We start from the raw sequence: 15,523 nt of genomic DNA, 5'->3' as shown, positions 1-15,523 counted from the left end.
GTGCTGCTACGCAACGGCCAACTCTATACGCCACGGAAGAAGGTGACGCCTGCGAAGGATTAACGCCTCCTTTGCTAAAGTCCCTGGCATAATTCCCAGTTAAAATCTGGATATTATCTCGATTTTTCGCTGGGTTTAGTTTGAGCTGTCCTTTTTTCGGCACTCCCAGCTGTTACAGCCAAGAAAATTTCCAATTCGACCGATTCGGGGACTTGACATCATACCGCTGGACTTTCCTTTATATAGTGGACTAACGCGGAACTTTTATACCGGTTTTCACCGGCCGTTTCGTCTTCATGAAACCTTCATTCGGTCTTCATCAAATCTTCATGCAATAGGGTAGTCTGAATGGTATGATTTGTTACAAGAAATATTTATACTTAGTTTAAATATAAAGAAACAGGAGGTATATATACGATGTATAAAACAGTGATTATCGGAACGGGTCCGGGAGGATTGACCGCCGCTATTTATTTGGCCAGAGCGAATTTAAATCCGTTGGTGATCGAAGGTCAAGAACCCGGGGGACAGCTTACGACAACGACGGAGGTGGAGAACTTCCCCGGATTTCCCGAAGGCATTATGGGACCGGAATTAATGGATAATATGCGCAAGCAGGCGGAGCGTTTCGGAGCGCAGTTCAAATCCGGCTGGGTCAACCAGGTCGATTTGTCCAAACGTCCGTTCACTCTGCAGGTTGAAGGCTTGGGCGAAATTCAAGCTGAATCCGTTATCGTATCTACCGGAGCTTCCGCCAAATATTTGGGCATCCCAGGGGAAAAGGAGAACGTCGGCCGCGGCGTCAGCACCTGCGCTACTTGCGACGGATTTTTCTTCCGCAACAAGAAGATTATCGTGATCGGGGGAGGGGACTCCGCGATGGAGGAAGCGAATTATTTGACCCGCTTTGCCTCCGAGGTCGTGCTGGTCAACCGCCGCAGCGAGCTGCGCGCATCCAAGATTATGCAGGACAGGGCGCGCGCGAACGGCAAAATCAGCTGGAGCCTGAACCGGACGCCGCTGGAAGTCGTTAGCGGCGAGCAAGGCGTTACCGGGTTGAAGGTACGCAACAATGACACCGGAGAAGACGAAATTATTGAGACGAACGGCGTGTTCGTGGCCATCGGCCATACGCCGAATACCGGCTTCCTGGGCGGCCAGCTGGCGACGGACGACCACGGCTACCTGCTCGTAAAGCCGGGCACGACCGAGACGAATATTCCGGGCGTCTTCGCCTGCGGCGACGTTCAGGACAGCCGTTACCGCCAGGCCATCAGCGCCGCCGGCACCGGGTGTATGGCTGCTCTCGACACGGAGCGCTACTTGGAGAACGCGGAGACGGCGGCTGCCGTCTAAGCTGGCGAAGCTTGAACACCCTACGTGACTTCGTTATACTAAGAAGTGTTCCTGAAGAAAAAAATGTAAAATGGGAGGAGAACCTGACATGAGCACACAATTGCACACTGTTTTGAATCGTCAAATTTCTAACTGGTCTGTTCTTCATATTAAACTTCATAACTTCCATTGGTACGTCAAAGGCCATCAATTTTTCACCCTGCACCTCAAGTTTGAGGAGCTGTATACGGAAGCGGCCCTTCATGTGGACAACCTGGCGGAGCGCCTGCTGGCGCTGGGCGGCAAGCCGACCGCTACCATTAAAGAGATCGTCGAGCAAGCCAGCGTACGCGACGCTGAGGGCGGCGAGTCGGCGGAGGAGATGGTCGCGGCCATCGTTCAGGACTTCCGCATCGTCATCCAAGAGCTGAAGGACGGCATGCAGCTTGCGGCGGAATTGCAGGATGAAACGACGGGAGATATGCTGCTCGGCATTCATTCGGGACTTGAGAAGCATGTATGGATGCTCAATTCTTTCCTTGGCAAATAAGCCTAGCATCCGTCGTTAGTAAATAAATCAGCAGAGGCTGTCCTCATGCCGTTCCCACGGCAGAGCGACGGCCTCTTGCTTGTGCGCCCCGATCTGCGGATCTAACACAAGGGAAGGGCGCTCTGATCTCAGCCGCAGGCAGGCGTCTATTTGACATGAGCGTATCGGAGCAGTACCATACGTGTAAGGTGTTCGAATTCGAGCAATATCGGACCGTACATCGTCTAATGAGGTGATTCGAATGGTGAAGAAGAGGAAACCGCAAGCAGCTTCGGCTCAACCGTCTTCAGACAAACCGGCTACGCTCAAGGATTTATTGAACCCGGACGTTCTCAATCAATTGAAAGCGCAGGCCGATCAGATGAGGGCAGCCGAAGCGGAGCAGCGCGAGAAGAACAGGAAGCAGGCGGAGGAAGCGCGCAAGGCCGAGCAGAAACGGCGGGAGAAGGATTTCGGCTATTTGCTTGAGCAAAGCTCCATGGATTGGCGCAAGTATAAATAATGGAATTTCGGCATAAAGCTATTGACGTATGGGGCCGCGCTCTGTAGAATATAGCGAACAAACGGTATAGCGGCAGCGTCATTCCAATGGCATCATCCATATGTCCAAAGACCCGGAGACCTCGTCTGAGGTCTTCTCGTTTTGTCGTCCTATTTGCCGGTATACAGACACGGAGGCAAAAACAGTTCATGTATCACGCGAAAACATTGAAACAAAAAATCGTACTGTTTCTTACCATATTAGGTCCGATTCTCGTCACTCAGATTAGCTATAATGCGATGACGCTCTTCGACACGATGATGTCGGGAAGAGCCGGGACGAATGATCTGGCGGGCGTAGCCATAGGAGCCAGCTTGTGGATGCCCGTTTCAATAGGCTTAAACGGAATTCTGATGGCGGTTACGCCGATGATCGCTCAATTATACGGGCGGGGAGAGTATAAGGGAATTTCGAAAACCGTCACCCAGGCGCTTTATTTATCCGTCGTTCTGGCGCTGATCGTGCTTGCCGGAGGAGCGGCTTTACTGAACCCGATTTTGCAAGCGATGCATCTCGACCCGGGTGTATACCATATTGCGAAGCATTACCTGATCGGCTTATGCATCGGGATTATTCCTTTATTCGCGTCGAATGTGCTCCGCTACTTTTTCGATGCGCACGGCTATACGAAGATTACGATGACGATCATGCTGTTTGCCGTGCCGTTTAACGTCGCGCTGAATTACATGCTTATTTTCGGGCATTTCGGTTTTCCGAGGCTCGGAGGGATCGGCACCGGCTACGCTACGGCGACGACATATTGGCTCATCTTCTTCGTCAGCGCCGCGATGACATTCAAGGTGGAGGCCATCCGGCGGTACCGGCTGTTCATCGATTGGTTCGCCCCGTCCTGGAAAGGATGGAAGGAACAGCTCAAAATCGGCGTCCCGATGGGGCTTTCCGTATTTTTCGAAGCGAGCATCTTCTCGATGGTTACGCTGCTGATGGGGATGATGTTCGATACGGTCACGATTGCCGCCCATCAGGCCGCGATCAGCTTCACGACGCTGCTGTTCATGATGCCGCTCAGCATCTCCATGGCGTTAACCATTCTCGTTGCCTACGAGGTCGGCGGCGGCCGTCCCGAAGACGCCCGGCAGTACGGCCGGCTCGGCGTGTTGTCGGCCATGGGCATTCTGGGCGTCAGCTCGGTCTTCCTGTATATGTTCCGCGAGCCCATAGCCTATTTGTACACGGACAATGTCGATGTCGTGACGCTGACGAAGCAATTTCTCATCTTCGCGATCGTGTATCAGCTGTCCGATGCGGCGCAAGCGTCGCTGCAGGGCGTGCTGCGCGGCTACAAGGACGTGACGGTGCCGTTCGTGACGGCGCTTGTCGCTTATTGGGGCGTCGGTATCCCGGTCGGCTACGGACTCGCGGCCCATACGGGGCTCGGCCCCTTCGGGTTCTGGGTGGGCATTACGATCGGCCTGACGCTGGCCGCTGCGGGATTTTACACCCGGCTGAGCGCGATCCAGAAGAAGCGGCTTCCCGCGGCCGGCGCGGCTTCGGTGCTGGAGCATTGACTTTGGCCCCGATAGGAGTTCAAATTTATCGCTCGTAATCTTCCTGATGTTATGGATGGGGAGGTGCGGGCGTTTTTTTGATCCAGTCATCCAACCGCTGAGATTCAAACGGCAATTGTCCCGTCTTTAGCCATTCTTTTGCTTGCATAACCAGGGGAGAGGAATTAGCAGAATGGATGTCGTTGATTTGTACCCAGCACGCCCCTAAAGAATCCTGCCCTTCGAATTTTTGCGGATTCTCGATTGCTGCTCCAGAGATGTGCTCGACCAAATAAATAACGGCAACATGATGAATATGCGTAGTGCCTCTTCTGGGGAGTTCGTAAGGGATTAGAAAATCGCAAACACCGAGATTTCTCCGGATATTTACGGTAATTCCCGTTTCTTCAATAAACTCTCTTTTTACGGCTTCCGTTACCGTTTCATTAGGTTCAATCGTGCCTCCAGGAAGATCATATCGCCCAACGTAGGGACCGTTGCCCTTTTGGATGACTAATAGTTTTTCTTCAAATACACAAATCCCGTATGCGCCTAAATGACGATGCCATTTCTCGCTTGAGTTCAATATAACACCACCCGAATTTTTTTAACCGTTTTGAATCCATTTCGCTCAGCGAACAAACGAGCTAACCGAGATAACCGTTCATGTTATATCTGTAAAATGAATCCATTTCCTTATTCGGCGTTGTATTCTCATATTCCTTGTCCTTTGGTTTGTATCCGCATACAACGAAAAATCACTAACTAATTTTAAGTTAGTATCTTGTGTAATGTCGAATCGTGTGATAAAATGCAAACTAATTGAATAAGGATCTTCGGGGCAGGGTGAAATTCCCGACCGGCGGTGAAAGGCTGCTTGCAGCTTCAAGCCCGCGACTCGTCAGATACCGCTTTAAGACGGTTTCAGGCGACTGATTTGGTGAAAATCCAAGGCCGACGGTACAGTCCGGATGGGAGAAGGTCAGAACGAGCTTGCTTTTCGAGTGCGTTGTTTTCTTTGTGAAAAAAACGGCTTGGAGACATGCCTGTTTTCTTATGCCCCGTTATCATTTTTATTTGGTAACGGGGCTGACTTCTTTTCGAAGCTTCCTTTTCAAAATAAAGGAGGTTCAAGATTATGGAACGTACGTTATCATCTCAATCATCTGAACATGCCGGGGCAGGGACCCGCAGCGGCGTGTGGCTTATCGCGCTGGGTGCCGCTTTATGGGGTGTGGACCCCTTATTCCGGATTTTGCTGCTGAAATTTTTCACATCGTCGCAAATCGTGCTCCTGGAGCATGTGCTGCTGATGGTTTATTCCGTACCGGTATTATGGATATACCGCAAAACGTTAAAAGGACTGACGTGGAAGCATATCGCGGCGCTGCTGTTCATCTCCTGGGGCGGCTCGGCCATTGCAACGATCATGTTTACCTCCGCTTTCGCTCACGGCAATCTGAACGGGGTGCTGCTGCTGCAGAAGCTTCAGCCGCTGTTTGCAATCTTGATGGCCAGATGGATTCTCAAGGAGCTGCTGCCGGGACGCTTCTTCATCGTCGTGATCATGGCGCTGGCCGGGACGTATTTGCTTACGTTCGGGGCGTCGTTTCCTTTCGACGGCGCATCCAGCTTCGGCGTAGCCGGCGGATTATTGTCCATCGGAGCAGCGGCGCTGTGGGGCGGTTCGACCGTGATGGGACGGCTATTGCTCGATAAAATGCCGTTCGAAACCGTTACGGCGCTGCGGTTTCTTCTGGCGCTGCCGCTGCTATTGGCCACAACCTGGGTGAACGGCGACAGCTGGCATTGGCCCGCTCAAACCGGCGATTGGTTCGGCGTATCCGTCAATTTGCTGCTGCAAGCATTTTTGCCCGGACTGCTCAGCCTGCTGCTGTATTACCGCGGGCTCTCCGGCACGAAGGCGTCTTACGCTACGCTGGCTGAGCTGTTTTTTCCGGCGGTCGGCGTGCTGGTGAACTGGGTGGTCTTCCATCAAGGCATCACATTCGCGCAAATCGTAGGCTTCGTATTGATCTGGTTTATGCTGTTTTATTTGTCGCGGCAGCAGGACGGGAAATCGGTCGCTTCCGCGGCGGTGCAGGTGAATTAAATAAAGGCGCGGAAAACGGGAAGAGCGGCGGGAGCCGCTCTTTTGTTGCTATCAAGCCTTAAATCGGGAAGCGTGTTTCGAAGTGGAAGCTTCGACGAGTATTTGACTTCCTTAGCGGACATCGCAGCGCTAATTGGACTCCGGCTGATTATCAGGAAATAAGCTTCAATCCGACGGCGGCCACAAGCACCATCGCAATGAACAACAGCCGCTTCCATTCCTTCGACTCCCCGTAAAGCAGCATGCCGAGCAGCGCGCTGCCGACGGTGCCGATGCCGGTCCAGACAGCGTAGGCGGTTCCCATAGAGATCGATTTCATCGCTACGGACAAGAAGAACAAGCTTAGCAGGAAGCCTCCGACGAGAGTAACATAAGAAGAGAGCGATTTTTTGCGGTTCACTTTACTAATGCCGGATACGCCGACGATTTCACATAGCCCGGCGAGAATAAGCGCAATCCATGCCATGATTTACACGCCTCCTTGGCCTTGGCCGTCTTTGGCCGGTTTCGTAATCATCTTCAAACCGATAACGCCGCCGATCAGCAGAAGAATAAGCAGCAGCTTGGCGATGCGGAACGGCTCGCCGAAGAACAGCATCTCCGTTACGACGGTGCCGGTCGTGCCGATCCCCGTAAACACGGCATACGCCGTGCCGACGGGCAGCCGCTTGGAGGCGCGGATGAGCAGGTCCATGCTGATCAGCACGGCGGCCGCCGTACCGCACCAAGCCAGCGCATGATGCGAATGCTTCAAGCCGATCACCCAGGCGATTTCGAACAAGCCTGCAATAAACACCATCCACCAATTTCGATTCATAACAACGACAGCTCCTTTGTAAAATGCTGCTTGGGACTAGGATTCCCAAGACGAGACAAAAGCCCGGAAAGATATCGGTAGATATCCTCCCGGGCTTTTGTCCCTCCGTGTACGCAAGCTTCTAAAAGCTATGCGCGTTTTCTCTCGGACCAGGCCAGCCGGCTGCAAGCAAGCTGCGGAACCCTAGAAAACGTCGATATGAAATTAATCCGAACAATTCCTTTAATCATAGCGCACGATGGCGCAATAAGCAATAGCTTGCCGAAGCTTGCCAATTCGTGACGCTTTCCATTAAGATGAAGCTATGTCGATAGGAAAGGAGCGCATCCATGCTGTTGGCGATCATCTTATTCATACTGGCCGGTTTGGCCGAAATCGGGGGCGGCTACCTCGTATGGCTGTGGCTTAAAGAATCCAAACCGGTAGGGTATGGCATTGCGGGCAGCTTGATCCTTGTCCTGTACGGTATTTTGCCTACGCTGCAAAGCTTTCCGAGCTTTGGGCGGGTGTACGCGGCCTACGGCGGCGTTTTTGTCGTGATGGCTGTGCTATGGGGATGGCTCGTCGACCGCAAGACGCCGGATCTGTACGATTGGCTCGGCGCCGCAATCTGTATCGTCGGCGTATCCGTCATGCTGTGGGCGCCCAGAAGCTAGAACTGCTTGCAGCAGCTCGGTTGAAGTCGATTTTCGGGCGAATTGTCCGCGCCGTTCATTACAAAGGCAAGTTTTCGGAGAAAATATCGATAAAATGGCGTGCGCTCTTGGACAAGTAGCGGTCCTTCAGCCAGAGAAGGCCGACCTCCGATTGAAAATCGGCGTCGACGAGCGTCAGCACCTGAATGTTCGGCAGAGGGAACGAAGCCATGACGGACTTCGGGAATACGGTAATCCCGATGCCTGCTTCCACGAGGGCCATAATAATCGCGACGCTGGAGCATTCGCAAATGACCTGCGGCTCGAAGCCGTGCCGCTTGCATTCGTTCATGACTTTCTCATGCAGTCCCGTCGTTTTGTCCGTCTTCAGCGTCAGCAGAGGAAACTGAGCGAGCTCCTGCACATGCATCGTTTCTTTGTGCGGATCGCTGCTCCACTGCCGCGGGATTACCGCCACGAAAGGGTCCGAGGGCAGCTTAAGGACCGAAAAGTTCGTTTCGGAGGCGGACTCGAACGGCAGCCGCGCAACGACCAGCTCGATATTGCGCTTCTCCAGATGATAGCCGAGCAGGAAATGATCGCCTTCCAATATTTTGAAGGTGACCTCGGGATATTTGGCGCGGAACAGCTCGATGCCTTTGGGCAGAAGCGAGATGCAGGAGACGACGGAACCGATCGAGAGCATGCCTTGCATGCCTTCCTCCAGCTCCCTAACCTCCTGAATCGCCTCGTCGAATTGCTGGAGCAGCTTCTCGGCCTTTTGCTGGAGCAGTTCGCCGGCATGTGTCAGGCTGAGCTTATTCCCGTTGCGGTCGAAGAGAGTGACGTTCAGTTCTTGCTCCATTAACTTCAATTGACGGCTGAGGGGGGGCTGCTCCATATTGAGCACCTTGGCCGCTCGCGTAATTTGCCCTTCCCTGGCAATAGCGAGAAAATAGCGCATTTGTCGAATATCCATAATAGCCTCCAAGTTTGGTGATACCTAAAAGGTATGGGAACCCCATAAAACAGATATTTTTAATATACCTAATCAAGTGATACGATTCAACTAAATAAGTATTTTTCATAAGGGGATGTATCGGAATGACAGCTAACTCTATCAAAATCGAACGCACTACCGCTCCAAAGCAAAAACCGGATGAAAATCAGCTCGGTTTCGGCAAATATTTTACCGATCATATGTTTATTATGGATTATGAAGAGGGAAAAGGCTGGATTAATCCGCGTATCATTCCTTACCAGCCGATCATGATGGACCCTGCGGCCAAAGTGTTTCATTACGGCCAAACGGTGTTCGAGGGGCTCAAAGCGTACAGAGCGGCGGACGGCCGTATCTTGCTTTTCCGTCCCGAACAAAACTTCTTGCGTTTGAATCGTTCCAATTCCCGCTTGAGCATTCCGGATGTCGACGGAGAACTGGCTCTGGAAGCGCTGAAGCAGCTGATTCTGGTCGATCAGGACTGGGTACCTTCGCAAGAAGGCAATTCGCTGTACATTCGCCCGTTCGTTATCGCTACCCAAGCAACGCTCGGGGTTGCGCCGTCGCATAACTACCACTTCATGATCATTATGTCTCCTGTCGGTGCTTATTACGCCGAAGGCATTCATCCGGTTAAAATTTATGTCGAATCCGACTATGTGCGCGCGGTTAGAGGCGGTACAGGCAACGCGAAGACGGCCGGCAACTACGCGGGCGGCTTGAAAGCCCAAGAGGAAGCGACCAGCAAAGGCTATTCGCAGGTGCTCTGGCTGGACGGCGTTCATCAAAAATATATCGAAGAAGTAGGCAGTATGAACGTGTTCTTCAAAATCGGAGGCACTGTCTATACGCCGGAATTGAACGGCAGCATTCTCGACGGCATTACGAGAAATTCGATGATCCAATTGCTCAAGCATTGGAATGTTCCTGTGGTTGAGCGTCAAATCAGCATCGATGAAATTTACGAGGCGTACACGAACGGGACGCTGGAGGAAGCGTTCGGCACAGGTACGGCCGCGGTCATCTCGCCGATCGGCGATTTGTACTGGAACGGACATCAAATGCTGATCAACGGAGGACATACCGGCGAGCTGTCGCAGAAGCTGTACGACACGCTGACCTCCATTCAGCAAGGGGCTCAGGAAGATCCGTTCAGCTGGATGGTCGAAGTTCAGCAGAAAGCGATTCTTTCGTAAGACAGGTGAATTCCATGATCCGGGTGTTATTCGTATGCTTGGGCAATATTTGCCGGTCGCCGATGGCGGAAGCGGTGTTTCGCAGCAAGGTGAAGGAAGCCGGGCTTGAGGACCGGATTGCCGCCGATTCGGCGGGAACCGGAAGCTGGCACGTCGGACAACCTCCTCATGAAGGAACGCGCCGCATTTTGCAGCGCAACGGTATCGATTATGCGGGCATTCGCGCCAGGCAGACGACAGCGGCCGACTTCGAGTCGTTCGACTACATTATCGCTATGGATTCCAGCAATATCGATAATCTGCGGGTTTTGCCGGGGAGCGGGCAGGAGCACCGCGCCGTGCTGAAGAAGCTGCTCGATTTCGTCCCGCCTAGCGGGCGAAGCGATGTGCCCGATTCGTATTATACCGGGAATTTTGAAGAAGTATTCGAGCTGGTCAGCGCCGGCTGCGATAACCTGCTCGCCTTTATCCGCGAGCAGGAGAGCATTTAATAACCGTCATTTCAAGCTTAATCGTTCTTCCCTGTGGGAAGAGCGGTTAAGCTTTTTCTTGTCGGGCAGGCTGCCCGCTTGACTTACCGGACGAACAATGGCTTAATGATACCAACGCCAGCGCAGTAACGCTGCGAAAGCCGATATTGCGAACAAGGGAGCGAACCGACCATGGAATGCCGTTTGGGATGTGCCGCATGCTGTATTGCCGTATCGATTTCATCGCCGATTCCCGGCATGCCGAAAGGCAAGCCTGCCGGGGTACGCTGCATCCAGCTGACGGACGATAATCGATGCACGCTGTTCGGTAAGCCGGAGCGTCCGGCGGTTTGCGGCAGCCTGCAGCCGTCGCCGGACATGTGCGGGCAGACGAATGAGGAAGCTTACCGCTATCTGGCCGAGCTGGAAGAGCGAACGCGCCCGTAAACCGGCTGGTGGTTTCATCGGCTATACAACAGACTGAAAGCCGCTTGTTTCGCGACGCCGTTCTTTACAGATGATGGAAAGGGGAATATAATAATCCGTATGCTGCGATATTTTAACTAATTAAAGCAGTAATTTGATAATGTGATAAAGGGTGATAGGATGATTCGGGCCGTATTATTTGACTTCGACGGACTAATTCGCGATACGGAAACGAAGGAGTACGAATCGTTTCGGATGTTGTATCGGGCCTATGGAGCCGAGCTGCCGTTGGAACGATACCTCGTGCGGATCGGAGGAGAAGCGAATTCGTTTAATCCTTACGACCATTTATTGCAAGGAATGGGCAGCCGGACCGGGCTTGATCTGGAGACGGCCAGGCGAGAGCGCAGGAGCTACTACGATCAGCTGATGGAGCATGAATTTGCCCGCCCCGGCGTTGAGGAATATTTGAGCGCGGCCAAGCGGCTCGGGCTGCTCACGGGGCTTGTATCCAGCGCTCCGCTGGATTGGGTCATGCCCAATCTGGAGCAGCTGAAGCTCACGGAGCAGTTCGACTGTATCCTCACCCACGAAGACGCCGTCCGCGTGAAGCCGGACCCCGAGCTGTATATCAAGGCGCTGGCGCGGCTGAATATCGGCTCGGCGGAAGCCGTTGCCTTCGAGGATTCGCCGAATGGAGCGGCGGCGGCCAAAGCGGCCGGACTCCATACCGTCATTGTGCCCAACGACTTGACGAGGCCGCTTCGCTTCGAGGCATACGATATGCGGCTGAACTCCATGCTCGATCTGAGCCTCGATCAATTGATCGGCTATTTTCATAATGCAGGCCGGTAGAACCTTACCGCTATGGCTGTCGAACGATTCGGCCTTCGCAGCAGCCGCGCTTCGCAAGCGGTTAGCCGCAGGCTTTTGCTGCGGAGTTACTTCGGAGCTTCATAAAGACCGGAGCGCGACTTGAACCAGAGGAACAAATGGGTGACGATAACCTTAAGCACGGCATAGCCGGGTACGGCAAGAATAATTCCGGCGATCCCGAACAAGTTCCCGGCCGTCAATATGACGAAGATAATCGTCACAGGATGAATGTGCAGTGTTTTGCCCATAATTTGCGGCGAGATGAATTTGCCTTCGATCAGTTGAACGATCGTCCAGATGGCGATCATTTTGAGCAGCATAACCGGCGAAGTGACGCTGGCTACAATGAGCGCAGGCGTAATGGCGATTGCGGGCCCGAGGTACGGTACGATGCTGGTGCAGGCGGCCATTACCGCAAGCACAAGAGAGTAGTCGAGACCGATTACTTGGTAACCGATGAACAGCAGGAAGCCGATGCAGAAGCTGACGATAATTTGTCCGCGTATGTAGGAGCTGATCTGATGGCTCATTTCTTTCATAACCCGGAACGTTTGATCGCGAATGACGATCGGCACGAATTGCAAGATGTACGGGGGAAGCCGTTTGCCGTCAATGAGCAGGTAGAACAAGATGAACGGCACGGTGACAATAGCCAGAATCGTTTCAGTCAGCGCCCCGAGAAATCCGCTCAAGCTCGACCACGTATGATTCAGCATAGAGCTGGCCCGCTGCGAGATCGAATTAATCAGATCGTCGGAGTTATAATTGATCGCTTGCGCAAGCTGATTGATCAGCTTCATACCCATAAGCTGCTCGAATTGAAGCTTGATAACCTCGCTGTAAGCCGGCAAATTTTCCACGAGGCTTAAGATTTGCTGGCGGATCAGAGGAATGACCGTGACGATAATTAAAGCGAGAATGCCCAGAATCAGCAAATACAGCACGATAATCGAATAGACGCGGCGAACTTTTTTGCTCTCCAGGTAAGCGACGACCGGATTCAGCAAATAGTACATAATTCCGCTCAAAATAATCGGCAGCAGGACGGTTTTAACCAAAACAAGAAAAGGTCTGAATATAAAGTTAACTTTTGTCAGCACCAAAATATTTAGGCCGATCAACAGCAGGATCAGCAGAAAAAATACGAATTGGTTGCGAAACATCAACGACTTGAACCGCTCCGCCCAAACCCCTGAATTTCTCATGGCAGTTCCTCTCCCTGTTCTCCGCTTATTTTTCCAGTATTGACAAGAACGGCGGCAAATAACAATGTATGCATGAAAAAGCGAATCCATATCCTGGCATTTACAGAATTTTTTTATGATGATAAGATTTTGATAGCACTTTTATTGGAAAATGGGAACCGCCGGGGCGAAGGCCGCAGCTTGCGCAAACGGCGAAACGGAACTTCAGGATTGGACGTGAAAGGCTTTGAAATTACGGCTTAATGTACGCTTGTTTGGCAATCGCAGAAACGCGCTTAAGACACTGATCGTCTCCAACCTGTTTATTCTGCTTATTCCGATGGCTATGGGGCTGTTTTTATATGCGAAGGTGGAGGAGAGTCTGGAAAAGAGCACGAACCGCTCCAATGCGGCCATGCTGGAGCAGCTGAGGCTTTTGCTCGACAACAAACTGTCGGAAGTGGATAATCTAACGCGCCAAGTCGTGTTCGATCCCAAGCTGGATTATATGCTGAAAATTTCCGATCATGCAAGCAGCGCCGACGATTACCAGTTTGTCGAGTTCATGCGGGATAAAATGACGCGTTACCGGAGCATGACCAGCAGCTTTATTTTCGATTATTTCGTCTATTTCGCGCGAAGCGATAAAATTGTCAAGGCCGATTTGCTCACCGATTCGCACACGTTTTATTCGACTTATTACACGTTTCAAGGGCAGCCGTACGAGCAGTGGAAGCAGGGGCTTCTGACAGGCTTGCATAAAGTGTCCTACTTGCCGGTCGCTTCTCTGGCCCGGGGATTGAATCCGATGGCAAGCATCGAAACGTTTCCGAAGGAAGTCATTGTATATGTGAAGACGCTTCCCGTCAGCTCGCCGGCCGATCACCTCGGAAATTTCGTCGTTTTGATCGATGTCGATCAAATCAAGGGGATGTTCGCCCAGCTGGAATCGGCCAGCCACAGCGCCATCTATATTATCGACAACGACGGCCAAACGATCATGAGCACGAGCGCAACGCCGTTTCCGGGAGAGCTGCTGAAGCGGATGGAGCATACCGACGCGCCGTTCGGCTACAAGCTCGGAGGCGTCGATCAGATGGTATCGTTCGTGTCCTCGCAAAAAGCGGGCTTTAAATATGTATCGATCACGCCGAACGATGTGTTCATGCAGCAGGTCAATCAAATTCAAACATGGTCTCTCGGCTTGTTCATCTTGTGCTTGATCGCCGGTCTGCTAGCTGTAATCGCCGGGGTATACCGCAGCTATAAGCCGCTGCAAAAAACGGTGAACGCGATAATGCGCGGCAAACGTATGAGCGGACGGCCTTCCTTCGACGAGTACGAGTTTATCAGGCAGACGTTCGAAGGCTCGATTCATGAAGAAAACCATTTGCGCAGCACGCTGACCAAGCAAACGCCGTTCATTCGGGCGAACTATTTATCCCGGCTTCTGCACGGGCACATGGATGTGGACGTATCTGCGGAGAACGAAGATTCGTTGCGATTTATGGATCTGGCGTTAATCAGCGACCGGTTCGCCGTTGTGCTGATTCAAATCGAGGATATTCAGCACTTGTCCGAAGACAGCGAGCAGCAGTGGGCGCTGGCGAGGTTTATCGTATCCAATATAAGCGTCGACTTGATCAAGCCGCCCCACAAAGGGTTTCCCGTCGAGTTGGACCGGGAACGGCTGGCGCTTCTCATTAATTTGCAGCCGGAACCGGAGGAGAAGGCGGAGACCGACATTCGGGATATCGTCCAGTCGCTATACGACCTCGTTTCGCAAAGGTTCAAAATCGGCATCACCGTCGCCGCCGGAGGTATTCACCAAGGACCCAAAGCGATCCGGGATTCCTATCCGGAGGCGCTTGCGGCTCTGGAATACCGATTGATCTTAGGAAAGAACGCGATCATTCATTTTCAGGATATCGCCGGCACCAAGCAGCATTATTATTATCCGCTTGAAATGGAAGTCCAGCTGACCAACTTCGTGCGCAGCGGCGATGCCGATAATGTCGGAAAACTGCTCGATAAAATATACTCGATGAACTTCGATTCCGGCGGCTTTACGCCGGAGCTCGGCAAATGTTTATTTTTCAATGTGATAAGCACGTTTCTGAAAATCGTCAACTCGACGAATACGAATCAGCAGGAAGTGCTCGGGGAGGATTTCGACCCGATCAAAGCGGTGTTCAGTCACTCGACGGCGGAAGGGATGCAGCTGAAAACGAAGGAGCTGTATGAAACGCTCACCCGCACGTTCAATGTCGAACGATCCGATCATCGCACGCAATTGCTCCAGGACATGGTCGCTTTCATCGATCGCGCTCTTGACGATCCGAATCTCGGCCTTGCGATGATCGCGGATCGTTTCCATATGACGCCGCAATATATTTCGACGTTTTTTAAGAAAAATCAAGGGCAAACGCTGCTCGACTATATCACGAACAACAGAATCAAGGCCTCGAAGAGGCTAATGGACAATCGTGACCTGACGATCGCGCAAATCGCGCAGCTGATCGGTTATAACAACGACGTCGTCTTCATCCGCGCGTTCAAGAAGCTGGAAGGAGTTACGCCCGGGAAATACCGGGAAACGATCGCCCCGGACACGGCCGTGCCGGACGAATAGAGGCAGTCTCCATGAGGCTGCCTTTTTTCTTGCCTCTTATGCGGAGGCTTGCATCGGAGAAGCGTTCTGAAGCGAGGGGTTCCCGTGCGCCGTCTACCGACGATTTTTAATGTCGGACCGATTTTTTTTATGCAAAACCGGATTTCTTACGAAAGTACAACGCAGATGAAAAGGAGAGAGTAGGCAGTACCGGCTTTCGGAGCTTACACTTGGAATCGAAAGCTGCAACGACAAGTTTCG

Annotated in this window: 16 protein-coding genes and 2 riboswitches; of the genes, 11 read left to right on the top strand and 5 right to left on the bottom strand. The window is 52.4% G+C overall.

Annotation, left to right across the window (positions count from 1 at the left end):
• The first annotated feature begins 417 nt into the window (after window positions 1–417).
• The 4 genes from trxB to N0M98_RS19505 all read left to right on the top strand — a co-directional run bounded on the left by trxB (window position 418) and on the right by N0M98_RS19505 (window position 3,955).
• Window positions 418–1,356: a thioredoxin-disulfide reductase gene (gene trxB, locus N0M98_RS19520; protein WP_259618900.1), complete on the top strand. Its 939-nt coding sequence runs from the start codon at window positions 418–420 to the stop codon at window positions 1,354–1,356.
• Window positions 1,357–1,444: 88 nt separating this feature from the next.
• Entirely contained in the window at window positions 1,445–1,885 is a 441-nt protein-coding gene (locus N0M98_RS19515; RefSeq protein WP_259618899.1) for a Dps family protein, read from the top strand.
• Between the two features lie 241 nt (window positions 1,886–2,126).
• On the top strand, window positions 2,127–2,387 hold the full coding sequence (locus tag N0M98_RS19510; RefSeq protein WP_259618898.1) for a YqkE family protein: 261 nt from the start codon (window positions 2,127–2,129) through the stop codon (window positions 2,385–2,387).
• A gap of 188 nt (window positions 2,388–2,575) precedes the next feature.
• Window positions 2,576–3,955, top strand: coding sequence for an MATE family efflux transporter (locus N0M98_RS19505; protein ID WP_259618897.1), 1,380 nt, complete (start codon window positions 2,576–2,578; stop codon window positions 3,953–3,955).
• A gap of 49 nt (window positions 3,956–4,004) precedes the next feature.
• Here N0M98_RS19505 and N0M98_RS19500 read toward each other — a convergent pair whose 3' ends face one another.
• Window positions 4,005–4,520 carry an NUDIX hydrolase gene (locus tag N0M98_RS19500; protein ID WP_259618896.1) on the bottom strand — a complete coding sequence of 172 codons (516 nt, stop codon included), beginning with the start codon at window positions 4,518–4,520 and terminating at the stop codon, window positions 4,005–4,007.
• A 242-nt stretch (window positions 4,521–4,762) separates the two neighbouring features.
• A riboswitch (FMN riboswitch) is annotated at window positions 4,763–4,921 on the top strand.
• A 151-nt stretch (window positions 4,922–5,072) separates the two neighbouring features.
• Here N0M98_RS19500 and N0M98_RS19495 point away from each other — a divergent pair.
• Window positions 5,073–6,047, top strand: a complete 975-nt coding sequence (locus tag N0M98_RS19495; protein ID WP_259618895.1) for a DMT family transporter — start codon at window positions 5,073–5,075, stop codon at window positions 6,045–6,047.
• A gap of 151 nt (window positions 6,048–6,198) precedes the next feature.
• Here N0M98_RS19495 and N0M98_RS19490 read toward each other — a convergent pair whose 3' ends face one another.
• Both N0M98_RS19490 and N0M98_RS19485 read right to left on the bottom strand, forming a co-directional pair.
• On the bottom strand, window positions 6,199–6,513 hold the full coding sequence (locus N0M98_RS19490) for a DMT family transporter (RefSeq protein WP_259618894.1): 315 nt from the start codon (window positions 6,511–6,513) through the stop codon (window positions 6,199–6,201).
• A 3-nt stretch (window positions 6,514–6,516) separates the two neighbouring features.
• On the bottom strand, window positions 6,517–6,864 hold the full coding sequence (locus tag N0M98_RS19485) for a DMT family transporter (protein ID WP_259618893.1): 348 nt from the start codon (window positions 6,862–6,864) through the stop codon (window positions 6,517–6,519).
• Between the two features lie 84 nt (window positions 6,865–6,948).
• A riboswitch (guanidine-I (ykkC/yxkD leader) is annotated at window positions 6,949–7,062 on the bottom strand.
• Between the two features lie 131 nt (window positions 7,063–7,193).
• On the opposite strand from N0M98_RS19485, the gene N0M98_RS19480 reads away from it, so the two are divergent.
• On the top strand, window positions 7,194–7,520 hold the full coding sequence (locus tag N0M98_RS19480; protein WP_259618892.1) for a YnfA family protein: 327 nt from the start codon (window positions 7,194–7,196) through the stop codon (window positions 7,518–7,520).
• A gap of 58 nt (window positions 7,521–7,578) precedes the next feature.
• Here the strand turns inward: N0M98_RS19480 and N0M98_RS19475 are convergent, their stop codons facing one another.
• A complete protein-coding gene (locus N0M98_RS19475; RefSeq protein WP_249863124.1) occupies window positions 7,579–8,478 on the bottom strand; it encodes a LysR family transcriptional regulator in 900 nt (299 codons plus the stop codon).
• Window positions 8,479–8,603: 125 nt separating this feature from the next.
• Here N0M98_RS19475 and N0M98_RS19470 point away from each other — a divergent pair, with 125 nt between their 5' ends.
• The 4 genes from N0M98_RS19470 (at window position 8,604) to N0M98_RS19455 (ending at window position 11,446) form a co-directional block, all read left to right on the top strand.
• Window positions 8,604–9,695 (top strand): branched-chain amino acid aminotransferase, encoded by a 1,092-nt coding sequence (locus tag N0M98_RS19470; RefSeq protein WP_259618891.1) that lies wholly within the window; start codon window positions 8,604–8,606, stop codon window positions 9,693–9,695.
• Between the two features lie 14 nt (window positions 9,696–9,709).
• On the top strand, window positions 9,710–10,186 hold the full coding sequence (locus N0M98_RS19465) for a low molecular weight protein-tyrosine-phosphatase (protein WP_259618890.1): 477 nt from the start codon (window positions 9,710–9,712) through the stop codon (window positions 10,184–10,186).
• A gap of 171 nt (window positions 10,187–10,357) precedes the next feature.
• Window positions 10,358–10,612 carry a YkgJ family cysteine cluster protein gene (locus tag N0M98_RS19460; protein ID WP_249863127.1) on the top strand — a complete coding sequence of 85 codons (255 nt, stop codon included), beginning with the start codon at window positions 10,358–10,360 and terminating at the stop codon, window positions 10,610–10,612.
• Window positions 10,613–10,771: 159 nt separating this feature from the next.
• Window positions 10,772–11,446 carry an HAD-IA family hydrolase gene (locus tag N0M98_RS19455; protein WP_259618889.1) on the top strand — a complete coding sequence of 225 codons (675 nt, stop codon included), beginning with the start codon at window positions 10,772–10,774 and terminating at the stop codon, window positions 11,444–11,446.
• Between the two features lie 86 nt (window positions 11,447–11,532).
• Here N0M98_RS19455 and N0M98_RS19450 read toward each other — a convergent pair whose 3' ends face one another.
• Window positions 11,533–12,672, bottom strand: a complete 1,140-nt coding sequence (locus N0M98_RS19450; protein WP_249863129.1) for an AI-2E family transporter — start codon at window positions 12,670–12,672, stop codon at window positions 11,533–11,535.
• Between the two features lie 226 nt (window positions 12,673–12,898).
• Here N0M98_RS19450 and N0M98_RS19445 point away from each other — a divergent pair, with 226 nt between their 5' ends.
• Complete coding sequence (locus N0M98_RS19445) at window positions 12,899–15,283, top strand: helix-turn-helix domain-containing protein (protein WP_259618888.1); 2,385 nt, start codon at window positions 12,899–12,901, stop codon at window positions 15,281–15,283.
• Window positions 15,284–15,523 lie beyond the last annotated feature (240 nt).

Origin of the sequence: Paenibacillus doosanensis, from assembly GCF_025060755.1 — a bacterium.
In the GTDB taxonomy this organism is placed as follows: Bacteria; Bacillota; Bacilli; order Paenibacillales; family NBRC-103111; genus Paenibacillus_S; species Paenibacillus_S doosanensis.
Note: the sequence above shows the minus strand (reverse complement) of the source record. Positions and strands in the feature narration are given on the sequence as shown.

Bases quoted from the DNA above. Each gene is read 5' to 3' on its own strand.
- trxB (WP_259618900.1), top strand. From the start codon at position 418: ATGTATAAAACAGTGATTATCGGAACGGGTCCGGGAGGATTGACCGCC.
- N0M98_RS19515 (WP_259618899.1), top strand. From the start codon at position 1,445: ATGAGCACACAATTGCACACTGTTTTGAATCGTCAAATTTCTAACTGG.
- N0M98_RS19510 (WP_259618898.1), top strand. From the start codon at position 2,127: ATGGTGAAGAAGAGGAAACCGCAAGCAGCTTCGGCTCAACCGTCTTCA.
- N0M98_RS19505 (WP_259618897.1), top strand. From the start codon at position 2,576: ATGTATCACGCGAAAACATTGAAACAAAAAATCGTACTGTTTCTTACC.
- N0M98_RS19495 (WP_259618895.1), top strand. From the start codon at position 5,073: ATGGAACGTACGTTATCATCTCAATCATCTGAACATGCCGGGGCAGGG.
- N0M98_RS19490 (WP_259618894.1), bottom strand. From the start codon at position 6,513: ATGGCATGGATTGCGCTTATTCTCGCCGGGCTATGTGAAATCGTCGGC.
- N0M98_RS19485 (WP_259618893.1), bottom strand. From the start codon at position 6,864: ATGAATCGAAATTGGTGGATGGTGTTTATTGCAGGCTTGTTCGAAATC.
- N0M98_RS19480 (WP_259618892.1), top strand. From the start codon at position 7,194: ATGCTGTTGGCGATCATCTTATTCATACTGGCCGGTTTGGCCGAAATC.
- N0M98_RS19475 (WP_249863124.1), bottom strand. From the start codon at position 8,478: ATGGATATTCGACAAATGCGCTATTTTCTCGCTATTGCCAGGGAAGGG.
- N0M98_RS19470 (WP_259618891.1), top strand. From the start codon at position 8,604: ATGACAGCTAACTCTATCAAAATCGAACGCACTACCGCTCCAAAGCAA.
- N0M98_RS19465 (WP_259618890.1), top strand. From the start codon at position 9,710: ATGATCCGGGTGTTATTCGTATGCTTGGGCAATATTTGCCGGTCGCCG.
- N0M98_RS19460 (WP_249863127.1), top strand. From the start codon at position 10,358: ATGGAATGCCGTTTGGGATGTGCCGCATGCTGTATTGCCGTATCGATT.
- N0M98_RS19455 (WP_259618889.1), top strand. From the start codon at position 10,772: ATGATTCGGGCCGTATTATTTGACTTCGACGGACTAATTCGCGATACG.
- N0M98_RS19450 (WP_249863129.1), bottom strand. From the start codon at position 12,672: ATGAGAAATTCAGGGGTTTGGGCGGAGCGGTTCAAGTCGTTGATGTTT.